Annotated in this window: 12 protein-coding genes; 10 read left to right on the forward strand and 2 right to left on the reverse strand. The window is 41.1% G+C overall.

Features of this window, described 5'->3' with window-relative positions:
* Positions 1–3: 3 nt before the first annotated feature.
* Positions 4–921, reverse strand: coding sequence for a hydroxymethylbilane synthase (hemC, locus tag C8P64_RS05470; protein ID WP_108171012.1), 918 nt, complete (start codon positions 919–921; stop codon positions 4–6).
* The gene (gene hemA, locus C8P64_RS05475; RefSeq protein ID WP_108171013.1) at positions 918–2,174 is read right to left on the reverse strand and encodes a glutamyl-tRNA reductase; all 1,257 of its coding nucleotides are present in this window, start codon (positions 2,172–2,174) and stop codon (positions 918–920) included. Before hemA ends, hemC begins: the two co-directional genes overlap by 4 nt.
* Before the next feature lie 202 nt (positions 2,175–2,376).
* Between hemA and C8P64_RS05480 the strand changes: the two genes are divergently transcribed.
* From C8P64_RS05480 to C8P64_RS05525, 10 genes are all read left to right on the forward strand, one after another.
* On the forward strand, positions 2,377–3,267 hold the full coding sequence (locus C8P64_RS05480) for an AraC family transcriptional regulator (RefSeq protein WP_108171014.1): 891 nt from the start codon (positions 2,377–2,379) through the stop codon (positions 3,265–3,267).
* 3 nt (positions 3,268–3,270) lie between these two features.
* Positions 3,271–3,984 carry a ThuA domain-containing protein gene (locus C8P64_RS05485; RefSeq protein ID WP_108171015.1) on the forward strand — a complete coding sequence of 238 codons (714 nt, stop codon included), beginning with the start codon at positions 3,271–3,273 and terminating at the stop codon, positions 3,982–3,984.
* Between the two features lie 86 nt (positions 3,985–4,070).
* Positions 4,071–5,105, forward strand: coding sequence for a ferrochelatase (hemH, locus tag C8P64_RS05490; protein ID WP_108171016.1), 1,035 nt, complete (start codon positions 4,071–4,073; stop codon positions 5,103–5,105).
* Positions 5,105–6,445: an MATE family efflux transporter gene (locus C8P64_RS05495; RefSeq protein ID WP_108171017.1), complete on the forward strand. Its 1,341-nt coding sequence runs from the start codon at positions 5,105–5,107 to the stop codon at positions 6,443–6,445. Before hemH ends, C8P64_RS05495 begins: the two co-directional genes overlap by 1 nt.
* A gap of 58 nt (positions 6,446–6,503) precedes the next feature.
* On the forward strand, positions 6,504–9,605 hold the full coding sequence (locus tag C8P64_RS05500; RefSeq protein ID WP_108171018.1) for a VPS10 domain-containing protein: 3,102 nt from the start codon (positions 6,504–6,506) through the stop codon (positions 9,603–9,605).
* Positions 9,605–10,153: a CopD family protein gene (locus C8P64_RS05505; protein WP_108171019.1), complete on the forward strand. Its 549-nt coding sequence runs from the start codon at positions 9,605–9,607 to the stop codon at positions 10,151–10,153. The genes C8P64_RS05500 and C8P64_RS05505 overlap by 1 nt, the downstream gene beginning before the upstream one ends.
* Before the next feature lie 41 nt (positions 10,154–10,194).
* On the forward strand, positions 10,195–11,649 hold the full coding sequence (locus C8P64_RS05510) for a sensor histidine kinase (protein ID WP_108171020.1): 1,455 nt from the start codon (positions 10,195–10,197) through the stop codon (positions 11,647–11,649).
* Between the two features lie 5 nt (positions 11,650–11,654).
* Positions 11,655–12,437 carry an enoyl-CoA hydratase/isomerase family protein gene (locus tag C8P64_RS05515; RefSeq protein WP_108171021.1) on the forward strand — a complete coding sequence of 261 codons (783 nt, stop codon included), beginning with the start codon at positions 11,655–11,657 and terminating at the stop codon, positions 12,435–12,437.
* A 154-nt stretch (positions 12,438–12,591) separates the two neighbouring features.
* Complete coding sequence (locus C8P64_RS05520; RefSeq protein ID WP_108171022.1) at positions 12,592–13,665, forward strand: PA0069 family radical SAM protein; 1,074 nt, start codon at positions 12,592–12,594, stop codon at positions 13,663–13,665.
* A gap of 75 nt (positions 13,666–13,740) precedes the next feature.
* A complete protein-coding gene (locus tag C8P64_RS05525) occupies positions 13,741–14,523 on the forward strand; it encodes an Fpg/Nei family DNA glycosylase (RefSeq protein ID WP_108171023.1) in 783 nt (260 codons plus the stop codon).
* Positions 14,524–14,582: the final 59 nt, after the last annotated feature.

Here is a 14,582-nt window from a genome sequence, read left to right on the forward strand (position 1 = left end):
CGATCAATTATTTAATACCGACTTTATATCGGCCATCAATTCTTTTCCGCCGTTATTCAGTATTTCCAGAGCACAGTCTTTTCCTAAATTCTCGACTTGGGCTACAGGTAGACTTTTCTCAACATCTATCTTATGCTTTCCATCTAAACTGAATAAAGCTCCATGAAAATGTATATGTTCATCCACGATCCTGGCTAAAGCTCCAATAGGCGCTGTACAGCCACCTTCGAGAACTTTCAGGAACTCACGCTCAACATGAACACATATCTCAGATTCTTTATGATTTAGCAAGGCTAAGGCTTCGCGGCAATATTCGTCATCCTCCATCGCAACAATAAGCATGGCGCCCTGCGCAGGTGCCGGGATCATCCAGTTGAGGTCGATGAAATTCTCTGGTTTTATCTCTATCCTTTCCAGGCCTGCAGCAGCGAAGATCGCCCCATTCCATTCGTTATCATCAAGCTTCTGCATACGGGTATTTACATTGCCGCGCAGATCCACTACTTTATGATCTGGATATTTATGAAGCCATTGTGCTTTTCTTCTTAAACTTCCGGTAGCAATGGTGCCTTCTCCATTTTCTAAAAACTTTACGCCTTTATGCACCAGGATATCTTTATTACTCGCCCTCTTCATCACCGCTCCTTCAACAATTCCCTTGGGCAAAGCCGTTGGAACATCCTTCATAGAATGTACAGCGATATCAACTTCTCCCTTGATCATAGCGACGTCAAGGGTCTTGGTGAAAATCCCCGTAATTCCCATTTCGTATAGAGGCTGATCCAGATTTAGATCCCCGGTAGATTTTACAGGAACCAGTTTAGTCTTATGACCTGTTTTTTCAAGAGCATTTTGTACGGTTTTGGCCTGCCAAAGCGCTAATTCGCTATCGCGGGTACCAATTCTTATCACTTTGCTCATTTTGTAACTTCTTCTAAATGAAAGACCTTTTGTATAAGTTCAAGGCTTTCATCGGTGGTTTGGTTATCTTCCTTTAAATGATTGGCGAAGTGTTTCATGATCTTTTGAATGATCCTGTTACTTACGATCTCTGCCTGTTCATCATTAAAGTCTGATATCTTTTTACGTTGAAAATCGAGTTCGGCATCCTTCATCATTTTCAGCTTTTTCTTTAAAGCTTTAATGGTAGGTGCAAATTTTCTCGTTTCCAGCCACTGGTTAAAATCGTTTTCAACCTCGGCGATGATCTCTTTTGCCTGCGGAATGAATTGTTTACGTCTTTCCAGGGTTTCATCTGTCATTTGAGATAGATGATCAAGATGGATCAATTTTACATTTTCCAGTTCCTGAACATCGTCTGAAACGTTCTTGGGAATAGAAAGATCAAGGATCAGAAGCTCTTTTTTCGGGTAAATAAGTTCCTTTGAAATGGTAGGATTATGAGCTCCGGTAGCAACGATAAGAATATCGCTGTTTCTTATTTCGGCCTGTAGATCTGCGTAATCTTTAACGATAAGGTTAAACTTACCAGCGATCTTTTCAGCTTTGTCCTTGGTACGGTTTATAAGGGTAATATGGTTGTTCCTGGTGTGTTTTACCAGGTTCTCACAGGTATTTCTCCCAATTTTACCGGTCCCGAAAAGAAGGATGTTCTTTTCAGAAATATTTTCAATGTGCTTTAAAATATACTGAACCGAAGCGAAGGAAACAGAAGTTGCTCCACTGGAGATCTCGGTTTCGTTCTTGATTCTTTTGCTTGCCTGTATCACCGCATTCACCAATCGCTCCAGGAATGCATTTACCAGACCTAATTTTTTAGATCTTACAAATGCAACTTTAAGCTGACTTATGATCTCGAAATCTCCCAGGATCTGACTGTCCAGTCCTGTTCCCACTCTAAATATATGTGAGATGGCTTGTTTGTTCTTATATACGTAAGCTACTTTTTCGAATTCTTCTACAGTACCGTGTGTATGTTCGCAAAGTAATTTTATAAGCTGAAATGGGTGCTGCGCGAAACCATAGATCTCGGTTCGGTTACAGGTAGAAGTCACTAAAATACCGTCAATACCTTCATCTTTAGCCTGTTCCAGCAGTCTTTGCTTGGACTCTTCGGTAAGACTAAAATGGCCTCTTATCTCAGCATCGGCCTTCTTGTAACTTAAACCTATGGTATAAAAGTGTTTTCCTTTAGAAATGTGATAATCTTCCATGTATCAGTTTAGGTGGACACGGCAGCAAAATTAATATAAGCTTAAATCAAAAAGTAACGCTGGAGGCACTAAATATGTCGATAGATGATAATTATCATGAAAATAAGACCCAAAAGATGAAAATGCCCTACTTTTGTAGTAATGATAGCAGGTTTAGAGCGATTAGTTTAGATTGATTCTAAATAAATAAAAATTGCATTCTATGGAAGATCACTTAAAAAATAACGCTGTAAGTATCTCTGAAGAGATAAAGATCGAAGATGGTTTTTTCATTCTTAAGTTTCAGAACGATACTTCAGATACCAAGCTAATGTCCAGGGAGATAGACAATAGTTTTATCCAGTTTCATTTTAATGTAAAAGGCACAAGCAAGTTCCTTTTTAATAATGGCAGTTACGAATTGCCTTTAGCCGAAGAGAATTCATTATTGCTTTATAATCCGCAGAGAGACCTGCCTTTGAATGTTTCTTTGGCGCCAGAATCCTGGCTGATATCCCTGGTGATCTCGATCAAGAAATTCCATGCACTTTTCTCGCAGGAAGCAGATTATATCACTTTTTTAAGTTCAGACAATAAGGATAAGAAGTACTACAAGGACGCGGCGATATCTCCGTCTATGGCGGTGGTTTTGAATCAGTTAATGAATTTTAACCTAACGCCAAGTATTAAAAATTTATATTTTAAGGCCAAGGCTTTTGAATTGTTGAGTCTGTATTTCAATAAAGCAGAAAATCCCGACCTGGAGCAATGTCCGTTTTTAAGTGATGAAGAAAATATTAAAAAGATAAGGAGAGCTAAGGATATTGTTATTGCCCGGATGGCCGAACCGCCTTCGTTACAGGAACTTTCCGAAGAAATAGGCTTGAGCCTGAAGAAGCTAAAAGAAGGTTTTAAGCAGATCTATGGTGATTCTGTATATAGTTTCCTTTTCGATTATAAAATGGAATACGCCCGGAAGTTACTGGAAACCGGTGAGTATAATGTGAACGAAGTTGGTTTGAAAGTTGGCTATAGTACCGCGAGCCATTTCATTGCCGGGTTCAAAAAGAAATTTGGAACAACCCCTAAAAAATATACGCTTTCAGTAAATTAGGTGATGCATAAATTCCTTTTCGCTTTCGTGTTTTCGATATTGTTAAGTCTGGAAATGGCGGCTCAGAGGAGTGTACTAATATTTCATGAGACCGAGGACTACAGGCATGCATCTATAGAAAATGGTATTCAGGCCATACAGCAGATGGGAGATGAAAACAATTTCAAAACATTGGTTAGCCAGGATAGTAATTTCTTTATAGAGAATGATCTGAGTTCCCTGGATCTGATAATATTTCTGAATACCGAGGGAGATATTTTGGATATGGAAGAGCAAATGGCTTTTCAGAATTATATGGATAATGGCGGTAATTTCTTCGGAATTCATGCCGCAGCAGATACAGAGCATGATTGGAGTTGGTACGGAGATCTTGTAGGCGCTTATTTTAACGGTCACCCTGAAATTCAGGAAGCCGAATTGAATATAAAAATGCCCCAGCATATGACCGTGGAACATTTACCTGAGCCATGGAAAAGAGTGGATGAATGGTATAATTATAAAGAAATATCCCGCGGTTTAAACATTTTTATGACCCTGGATGAGAGTACTTATGAAGGCGGTGAAAATGGCGATTTTCATCCTATTGCCTGGTTTCAGAATTACCGCGGTGGCGGAAAATCTGTTTATACAGGTCTCGGGCACACTTCAGAATCCTATTCAGAGCCGAATTTTCTGAAACATTTAAGCAGGTGTATCGAATTTGCGATGATGGATTAAAAATTATTCTATTATAGAAAACTACGATAGTAAAGGAAGACAAAGAATTATACAGAATATTATTTTTGAGTTGAAAAAGAAAAATTATGAGTAAAGGTGTACTGATGGTTAACCTGGGTTCCCCCGATAGTACCGACCCAAAAGACGTGAAAAAATATCTTGGCGAGTTCCTAATGGACGAGCGCGTGATCGATGTTCCTTACTGGGCGCGTACATTGCTGGTAAAGGGAATTATCCTGAATACACGTCCTAAAAAATCGGCAGAGGCATACCAGAAGATCTGGTGGGAAGAAGGTTCACCGCTGATCGTACTTTCAGAAAGGTTGCAATCCAAGATCGATGATCAAACCTCGATTCCTATTGCTTTGGCTATGAGGTATGGAACGCCAAGTATATTGCAGGGATTACAGGAATTACACGATAAGGGTGTAGATGAGGTATTACTTTTTCCGCTGTACCCTCAATTTGCTATGGCCACTACCGAGACAATCCTGGTGCTGGCAGAGGAGCTTAGAAAAGAGCATTTCCCTGAAATGAGTTTCACCACTGTTCCGCCTTTCTATAATCATTCAGATTATATAAGAACCCTGGGAAATAGTATCGCTGAATCCCTGAAGGATGTGGAATATGAACATCTTCTTTTTTCATATCACGGTGTACCAGAAAGACATATTAGAAAGAGTGATATAACCAATTCACATTGTAAGATAGATGGCTCCTGTTGCCAGTCGGCTTCTACGGCGCACCAGTTCTGTTACCGTCATCAGTGTTACGAGACCACCCGTCTTGTAGCCGAATATCTTGGAATGAAACCTAATACTTACAGCGTTTCCTTCCAGTCCAGGCTAGGATTTGATCCATGGTTAAAACCTTATACAGATAGAACTATTGAAAGATTTGGGAAGCAGGGGATGAAGAAAATGGCCATTGTGACTCCGGCTTTCGTTTCAGATTGCTTGGAAACCCTAGAAGAGATCGCCATGGAAGGTGAAGAGATCTTCCACGAAGTAGGTGGAAAAGAATTTACCGTGGTTCCTTGTCTGAATGATAGGGAAGAATGGGTAAAAGTGCTTTCGAGATGGATCGATGAATGGGCTCATCAAAAGCCGGTCGAGGCTTAATGGCCGTTCGAAATTCTAAAGAGCTGGGCGAAAAGCCTATTGGGAAGCTGTTAATTCAGCAAGCCGTTCCTGCGTCTGTCGGGATCCTGGTAATGTCCCTTAATATTCTTGTAGATACTATTTTTGTTGGAAACTGGATTGGACCCATAGCTATTGCGGCAATAAATGTGGTGCTTCCGGTTTCGTTCTTTATAGCCGCCTTGGGAATGGCCATTGGTATTGGCGGTTCCTCAATTATTTCCCGTGCCCTTGGTGCTGATGATAATTATAAAGCTCTTAAGACCTTCGGAAACCAGATCACGCTAACGATCTTACTTTCCAGTGCGCTGGTAATACCCGGGCTAATATTCGTGGATAGTCTGATCCCGGCTTTTGGGGGAAAAGGGGAAATATTCGATCCTGCCAAAATATACTATATCATCGTTTTGTGCGGGGTTCCTTTCCTGGCTTTAGCCATGATGGGGAATAACGTAATCAGGGCAGAGGGAAAACCAAGGTTTGCCATGACGGCGATGATCATTCCTTCTGTCGCTAACCTGATCCTGGATTATATTCTTATCAACCGTCTCGATATGGGTATGCAGGGAGCTGCTCTTGCTACAACGGCTTCTTATGTTTTCTGCCTGGGTTATATTGTATGGTTCTTTTTATCTAAGAATTCAGAATTAAAGATCAGCGCAGCCCACTTCAGGCTGGATATTCCTATTTTAAAGGAAATGTCTTCCCTTGGCGCAGTTACCCTGGCGAGACAGGCCGTGGTAAGCATCACCTATCTTTTGATGAACAACATTCTTTTTGACCTGGGAGGGGAAGATTCGGTTACCGTATATGCGATTATTGCCAGAATGCTCATGTTCGCATTATTTCCTGTGCTGGGAGTTACCCAGGGATTTCTGCCAATTGCCGGGTTCAATTACGGGGCTCAAAAATTTGCACGGGTTAGAAAAAGTATAAATACCGCCATTTTATATTCCTCTTTAATGGGACTTTTGATCTTTCTGGGGATTATGTTCTTCGCGTCAGATATCGTAAGCATATTTACCGATGAAGCTTCGATTATTGAACAAACCCCGTCTGCAATGCGATGGGTATTTGCGGCGATACCAATCGTTACCATTCAACTGATCGGGGCGGCCTATTTTCAGGCCATAGGAAAAGCAATTCCTGCATTCCTTTTAACGTTGTCCAGGCAGGGCTTTATCTTTATTCCCCTGGTTCTAATATTACCTTATTTTTATGGGGAGATAGGTGTTTGGATTTCTTTTCCTATAGCAGATCTTCTTTCAACCATTATTACTGCCTATTTTCTAAACCGTGAGATCAAGGAGACCCTGAAATAAGCCTTATTGAAAATTAACTTAAATCCTTATCTTTAAAACTTAACTAACCTGCACCTCTATGAGTAAAAATCTACTTCAGTTAAGCATTATTCTATGTTTATTATTTAACGGAATTTTTATTGAGCAGACGTCGGCTCAGAACTACGATGAGAAATTATATGGCGCCCTTGAATATAGGTTGATAGGACCTTTTAGAGGAGGGAGAAGCGCTGCTGTTACTGGCGTTCCACATAAACCAAACCTGTTCTATTTTGGAGCTGCAGGCGGTGGAGTATGGAAAACAGAAAATGGAGGTAGAAGCTGGGAAAATATATCTGATGGTTATTTTGGTGGATCTATAGGTGCTATCGAAGTAGCAAAAAGTGATCACAATGTCATCTATGTTGGAGGAGGAGAAAAGACGGTTCGTGGGAATGTATCTTCTGGATATGGAATCTGGAAATCTGAAGATGCTGGCAAAACCTGGACCAGTGCCGGATTAAAAGAGAGCAGGCATGTACCTAGAATAGTAACTCATCCCAAAGATTATAATACCGTTTACGCGGCTGTCCTGGGGAATATCTATAAACCTACGGAAGAACGTGGGGTTTATAAATCTACCGATGGTGGTAAGAACTGGAGAAAGGTATTGTTCTCCAACTCACAGTCTGGTGCGGTAGATCTAACTATGGATCCCAATAATCCAAGGATACTTTACGCTTCTACCTGGAACGTGCAAAGAACACCATATAGCCTGAGCAGTGGAGGTGAAGGTTCAGCTTTATGGAAAAGTACAGATAGCGGCGAGAATTGGAAAGAGATCTCAAAAAATAAAGGTTTTCCGCAGGATACATTGGGTATTATAGGTGTCACGGTTTCTCCAGCTAATAGCGATCGTGTTTGGGCAATCGTGGAAAATAAAGATAAAGGCGGAGTTTACAGAAGTGATGATGGTGGAGCTACCTGGGAGCTTATTAATGATGACCGCAGCCTGAGACAAAGAGCCTGGTACTATACCAGAATTTATGCCGATACAGAAGATGAAGATATAGTTTATGTGCTGAACGTAGACTACCATAAAAGTACAGATGGAGGTAAATTCTTTACATCAGATAAAGCACCACATGGTGACCACCATGATCTCTGGATCGCTCCTGAAAATTCTCAGCGCATGATCATGGGGGACGATGGAGGAGCACAGGTGACCTATGATGGTGGAGAAACCTGGAGTACTTATCATAACCAGCCAACCTCGCAGTTTTACCGCGTAACCACAGATAATGCTTTCCCATACCGGATTTATGCTGCTCAGCAGGACAATTCTACCGTTAGGATAAGACATCGTACCGAAAGTGGAAGTATAGATGAAAGCGCCTGGGAATCGACTGCAGGAGGAGAAAGCGCCCATATTGCCGTGGATCCTGAAAACAGCGATATCGTCTATGGAGGAAGCTATGATGGCTTCTTAACCAGGTATAACCATGAGAACGGAACCGTTAGAAGCGTGAGCGTATGGCCCGATAATCCCATGGGTCATGGTGCCGAAGATCTCAAATACAGATTTCAGTGGAATTTCCCGATCTTCTTTTCTCCGCATGACTCTGATAAACTCTATACGGCTTCAAATCACCTGCACCTGACTACCAATGAAGGAGAAAGCTGGAAAGAAATTAGTCCGGATCTTACCAGGAATGATAAGTCAAAGCAAAAATCTTCTGGAGGACCAATTACCCAGGATAATACTTCCGTAGAATATTACAGCACCATTTTTGCCGCGGCTGAATCCCCGGTGAAGGAGGGAGTTCTTTGGACAGGTAGTGATGACGGACTTATCCACGTTTCTAAGGATGGTGGCGAGAACTGGGAAAATGTCACACCTAAGGGAATGCCCGAATGGATGATGGTAAACAGCATGGAACCTTCTTCTTTTGATGCGGGAACTGCGTATGTTGCCGGGACACGTTATAAACTTGGAGATTTCGCTCCATATTTATATAAAACTACCGATTACGGGAAGTCATGGAAAAAGATTACCAACGGAATTGAAAATGAACATTTCACCAGGGTCTTAAGAGAAGATCCGGAGCAAAAAGGACTTCTTTATTCAGGGACCGAAACCGGGATGTATATTTCTTTTGATGATGGAGCAAACTGGAAAAAATTTCAGTTGAATCTGCCAATCGTACCTATTACAGATCTTGCCATCAAAGACAATAATCTTATTGTAGCTACTCAGGGTAGAAGTCTCTGGATCATAGACGACCTCACGCTTATTCATCAGTTAGGCAAAGTCGATAAAGATTCAAACGTTCTTTTCCAACCGAAAGATAGTTACCGGATGAGTGGAAGCTCTTCTGAATCTCTTAGCGCCGGGACCAATCATCCGGCAGGAGTGATGACCTATTTTTATCTTAAAGATCCAAAAGATAAAAAAGTAAAAATCAGTTACCTGAATACTTCTAACGATACCATCCAGAGTTTTAGCACTACAGATGATAAGAATAAACTGGAAGTGGAAGAAGGTGCCAATATGCATACTTGGAATATGCGTGGTAAAGGAGCTGAAAGACTGGAAGGAATGATCCTGTGGTGGGCAAGTACTGAAGCTCCGCAGGCAGTTCCCGGCACCTATCAGGTAGTTCTTGAAGTTGGTGATGAAGTACTGAAAAAAGAATTTAAAATATTAGCAGACGCCAATGCTGAAACTGATATCGCAGGCATGCAGAAGCAATACGACTTTATTAGCAGCGTGAATAAAACCGTTGATAAGGCGCATAATTCCATCAGGAAAATGAGAGATATCGAAGCTCAGCTTGAAGATTTCCAGAAGCAGTACAAGGGAAATGAAAAGGTACAGCCCCTTATTGAAAAAGCTAAATCTCTGAGCAAGCAACTTTCTGAGATCGAGAATGCCCTGTATCAAACCAAGAACAGGAGTAATCAGGATCCGTTGAATTTCCCGATCAAGCTTACCAATAAGCTTGCACATTTGAACAGCCTGGTGAGCATAGACGATTTCCCGCCAACAACCCAGGATATCATGGTGAAGGATGAACTTACGGCCGAGATCAATGCTGAACTGGATAAATTTGATAGCTTGCTGGCAGATGAGATCAAGGAATTTAACAGGCAGTTCAATGAAATGGATCTGAACTATTTATTCGTACAGGCTGAAGAATAATGGAATATTACAATTACATAAAAGCACTGCACCTCATATTTGTGATCACCTGGTTCGCGGGCTTATTCTATATCCCCCGGTTATTTATATACCAGATCGAGGCCTATCAGAAAGATGAACCTGAGAAGAGTATTCTTACCCGTCAGTTAAAACTGATGACCAAAAGATTGTGGTTCATCATCACCTGGCCTTCGGCGATACTCGCCAGTATCTTTGCTTTTACCTTGCTCATTATGATCCCAGACTGGCTTCAGCAACCGTGGATGCATGTAAAACTGGGATTTGTGGTGCTATTATATGCCTACCATATTAAATGTCATCTTATTTTCAGGGAGCTTCAGAATGACGTGGTGAAATGGAATTCGAACAAAATGAGGATCTGGAATGAGGGTTCAACGTTAATTCTGTTTTCGGTTATTTTCCTGGTGATCGTTAGGGATGCTATCAACTGGATCTATGGAGTTGTCGGTATTTTTGTACTCGCGATCATGCTCATGCTGGGTATCAAACTTTATAAAAGAATAAGAGCAAAAAATCCAGATGCCTGAAATGGTTCGATAATTGTAACAATTGAGGCAAGCCGTCAACTATGAAACTGCTTAAATTATCTTTACGAACCCGTATTTTTATCTCCATGATCTTATTGGTGCTGGGAGCATCGATCCTGATCTTTGGGGTTACGGTCTATCAATATAAGCAGGAAGCTGAAAGTTACCACAAGGAAAGGCTGGAAAGAAAACAAAAGGCGATCCTGGAGAACATTAAGTTCGTACTTGCCAGTACTACCTACGTGGTAGATACAGAAAATCTTGAGCCTATTTTCAATGAGCGCAACAAGATCGATGAGATGGCTGAGGTTCACGAAATGCAGATCCATATTTATGATCTGGAAGGAAACCTCATTATTAAATCTGATGAATCTTTCTTTAAAGATACCACCGAGGTAAAGATCGAAAAAGAGACGCTGGAAAAGCTGGATGCTACGGCCGACAAGAGATACCTGAAGAAGACCGAGATCAACGGGCAGAAATACCAGTCTTCTTATTCCTATATCACAGATGGTAAATTCAAGCCGCTTGCTATCTTATATTTGCCCTATTTGCAGGACGATAGTTTACTTAACAGGGACCTGAATAATTTCCTTGTGCGCATGGGGGAGGTTTACCTGTTCATGCTTTTTATTGCCATTATCCTCTCATTTTTTCTTTCAAAATATATTACCAAGTCCTTGAAAATAGTTTCTGAAAAGATCAACCAGACCCGGCTTGATAAGAGAAACCAGAAAATTGAACTTTCTAACGCAACAGAAGAGATCTATGCCCTTGTTTCGGCTTATAATAGTATGATAGATGAACTTGAAGAAAGCGCGGTAAAACTGGCTACAGGGGAGCGTGAGCAGGCCTGGAGGGAAATGGCGAAACAGGTGGCCCACGAGATCAAGAATCCGCTTACGCCAATGCGTCTAAGCGTGCAAAGCTTTCAGCGTAATTTTGATAAGAACGACCCCAATATAGAATCTAAAGTAGAGGAATACAGTAATACGCTCATCAACCAGATTGATACTATGAGTTCTATTGCTTCTGCATTTTCGAATTTTGCCAAAATGCCGGCTCAGCAGAGCGAAACTTTAAATGTGCCTAAGATCGTGAAGCTCGCGCTGGATATTTTCAATGAGAACTACATCGAATTTAAATCTGAGAAAGAGGAGATACTGGCTAAATTCGACCGTACCCAATTGATCAGGGTGGTTACCAACCTAGTTAAAAATGCTACCCAGGCTTTAAAAGATGTGGAGAATCCTCATATTCTGGTGATGGTAGAAGAGGAGGAAGAGACTGTGCTGGTTTCGGTTTCAGACAATGGTTCGGGAATTTCTGAAGAAAATAAAGAAAAGGTCTTTGAGCCAAAATTTACCACCAAATCGAGCGGAATGGGACTTGGCCTGGCGATGGTTAAAAACATCGTGGAGACCTATAACGGAAGCATTAGCTTTGTTTCAAAACAAAATAAAGGCACTATATTTAACGTACGATTTCCAAAATAAAATTTATGAGTTATAAGAACATATTAGAGGAGATAGATGATAATATCTTAACGATCACTATTAATAGACCTAAAAAACTTAATGCCCTTAACCGGGAGACCATCCAGGAACTTCACGATGCGCTTAAAGAAGCTAAAAGCGATGATGAGGTGAAAGTTGTGATTTTAACCGGTAGCGGTGAAAAAGCATTTGTAGCTGGCGCAGATATTAGCGAGTTTGCAGATTATTCTCCGAAAGAAGGAAAGGGACTTGCTGCCGATGGGCAGAAAAAATTATTTGATTATGTAGCAAATTTCCCAAAACCGGTCATTGCAGCGATAAACGGATTTGCACTTGGTGGCGGACTTGAACTTGCCCTGGCGGCACACTTCAGAGTGGCCAGCGATAACGCGAAAATGGGACTTCCAGAGGTTTCTCTTGGGGTGATCCCTGGTTATGGGGGGACACAGCGTTTACCACAACTAGTAGGAAAAGGACGCGCCATGGAAATGATCATGACCGCCGGAATGATAGATGCTAACCAGGCATTGCAATATAATCTCGTGAACCACGTGGTGGAACTCGGAGATTTGCTTGAATTTACTGAAGATATCGCGGCTAAGATCATGAAGAATTCTATGGTAGCGATTTCAGGAGCGATAAAGGCGATCAATGCCAATTATGATGATGGTGTAAATGGATTTGAAACCGAGATCAATGAATTTGGACGTGCTTTTGGTACCGAAGACTTTAAAGAAGGAACTACAGCTTTCCTGAATAAGAGAAAAGCAGACTTTCCGAATAAATAGAAGCAACTAAAGAGGCGATCGTTAGTTTTAAAACCTCATCCTGTCCCGATGCTTCGGGATAGCTTGACGAAAAATTATAGCGATCCCCTCTTTTTTATTATTACAAAATATGGAAATAATCCTTTAAATAGGAAAAATTCCATATTTTTGCTTTATGTCGTCAGAGGAATATATCAAAGGAAGAGGAGCACAATTAAACGTTTCTAATCGGTTTCACGAAAACAGTCATGAAACGAGGGACGATTTTCTCAACTATTGCGCTTCAGAAGGTGAGGAAGCTGAAAGCAATCGCACTACGATCATAGAAACCTTTCCCAAAACAATAATAAATAAAGTGACCAGCCCCGATGTGGGAATGGATTTTTCACTGAATCCTTACCAGGGATGTGAGCATGGCTGTATTTATTGTTATGCCCGTAATTCTCATGAATACTGGGGTTACAGCGCGGGAAAAGATTTCGAACAAAAGATCCTGGTAAAACGGAATGCGGTGGAACTGTTGGAGAAAAAATTAAAAAGCAAAAGCTGGAAGGCATTGCCTATCGTTCTTTCTGGAAATACCGATTGTTACCAGCCCATCGAGAAGAAATTGAAGATTACCAGGAATTTATTGCAGACCTTTTTAAAGTATCGCCATCCGGTGGGAATGATCACCAAAAATGCGCTCATTCAGAGAGACATGGACATTCTTAAAGAGCTGGCGCAGGATAACCTGGTTCATGTTAATATTTCTATCACCTCGCTCCAGGAAGAAACACGCAGGATCCTGGAACCTCGAACAGCAAGTATTAAAAAACGACTGGAAACGGTTGAAAAACTGTCGGCAGCGAATATCCCGGTGAGCGTGATGATGGCGCCTATAATTCCTTCGATCAATAATCATGAGATCATGCCGCTGGTAAAGGAAATAGCTGAAAGAGGAGCTCTTGGAGTAGGTTATACGATCGTAAGGCTGAATGGTGCCATCGGGGAGATCTTTAGCGACTGGATAAGGAAAACGATGCCAGATAGGGCAGACAGGGTATTGAATCAGATTGAGAATATTCATGGAGGTAGTTTGAATGATAGCAGGTTTGGAACCCGCATGAAGGGAGAAGGAGAATTTGCCGATCAGGTGAAACAACAATTCGCGATAGCGAGAAAACTATACCTGAAAGACCGTGAAAAACCAAAACTCAATTGTAAACTTCATGAGGATTACAAGGACGGGCAGATGAAGCTTTTTTAATCCTGACTACTCAAAAACTGAAATTTTCAATAACTTCAAAAATTATAATTCAGGAAATTCTAAAAACAAAAAATTATGCCCGAGTTACCAGAGGTCGCCTATCAGAAGTTGTATGTAGATTCTACTAGCCTGCACCAAAAAATAGTGAAGGTTGATCTGGGTGCAGATAAGATCTTTCAGTCCCCGAAAAAGGATTTTGAAGAAGTCCTTACGGGAAATGAATTTGTTGCCAGCCATCAGATTGGTAAATACCTTTTAATGGAACTAAAGGATAAAGGCTTTCTGGTAATACACTTTGGAATGACCGGTAAGCTGGACTATTTCCAGCATAATGAGATCCAGAAACATGCGCAATTGACCTTGATTTTCGAAAATGGAGGTAAACTGTCTTTTGTTTGCCCCAGGAAATTCGGGAAGCTTTTTCTAACTGAAAGTATCGGGGCTTTCAGGAAACAACAGAATTTAGGTCCACATGCTACCGAGCTTAAAAAAGCCGATTTCCATAAGTTATTCGAAAAGAAAAAAGGAAGTGTGAAAACCGCTTTAATGGATCAGTCTTTTATTGCCGGGCTCGGGAATTTATATGTAGACGAAATGTTGTTTCAAAGTGGCATTCATCCCAAAACAAAATCGGAGAACCTGAATAAAAAGGACCTGGACAAAATGTATAAAAACATGGTCGACATATTGGATACGGTCACTAAATGTAAAACTGAGGGCGTTCCGGTTCCAGATTCATATTTACGAAGGCACAGAAACGAAGAAGAAGACTGCCCTAACGGAAAAGGAAAAATTGAAATGATAAAAGTAGGAGGAAGGAGCACCTATTTTTGTCCTGAATGCCAGGAGGTAAAATAGAAGTTGCTTTAATTTTTAATTAGGTATATTTAGCGTCCTTCAAAATCTGGGGGATTTTA

It is taken from the genome of Christiangramia gaetbulicola (genome assembly GCF_003054225.1).
Lineage (GTDB): Bacteria > Bacteroidota > Bacteroidia > Flavobacteriales > Flavobacteriaceae > Christiangramia > Christiangramia gaetbulicola.

Bases quoted from the DNA above. Each gene is read 5' to 3' on its own strand.
- C8P64_RS05500 (WP_108171018.1), top strand. From the start codon at position 6,504: ATGAGTAAAAATCTACTTCAGTTAAGCATTATTCTATGTTTATTATTT.
- C8P64_RS05505 (WP_108171019.1), top strand. From the start codon at position 9,605: ATGGAATATTACAATTACATAAAAGCACTGCACCTCATATTTGTGATC.
- C8P64_RS05495 (WP_108171017.1), top strand. From the start codon at position 5,105: ATGGCCGTTCGAAATTCTAAAGAGCTGGGCGAAAAGCCTATTGGGAAG.
- C8P64_RS05520 (WP_108171022.1), top strand. From the start codon at position 12,592: ATGTCGTCAGAGGAATATATCAAAGGAAGAGGAGCACAATTAAACGTT.
- hemH (WP_108171016.1), top strand. From the start codon at position 4,071: ATGAGTAAAGGTGTACTGATGGTTAACCTGGGTTCCCCCGATAGTACC.
- C8P64_RS05510 (WP_108171020.1), top strand. From the start codon at position 10,195: ATGAAACTGCTTAAATTATCTTTACGAACCCGTATTTTTATCTCCATG.
- hemA (WP_108171013.1), bottom strand. From the start codon at position 2,174: ATGGAAGATTATCACATTTCTAAAGGAAAACACTTTTATACCATAGGT.
- C8P64_RS05515 (WP_108171021.1), top strand. From the start codon at position 11,655: ATGAGTTATAAGAACATATTAGAGGAGATAGATGATAATATCTTAACG.
- C8P64_RS05480 (WP_108171014.1), top strand. From the start codon at position 2,377: ATGGAAGATCACTTAAAAAATAACGCTGTAAGTATCTCTGAAGAGATA.
- C8P64_RS05525 (WP_108171023.1), top strand. From the start codon at position 13,741: ATGCCCGAGTTACCAGAGGTCGCCTATCAGAAGTTGTATGTAGATTCT.
- hemC (WP_108171012.1), bottom strand. From the start codon at position 921: ATGAGCAAAGTGATAAGAATTGGTACCCGCGATAGCGAATTAGCGCTT.
- C8P64_RS05485 (WP_108171015.1), top strand. From the start codon at position 3,271: ATGCATAAATTCCTTTTCGCTTTCGTGTTTTCGATATTGTTAAGTCTG.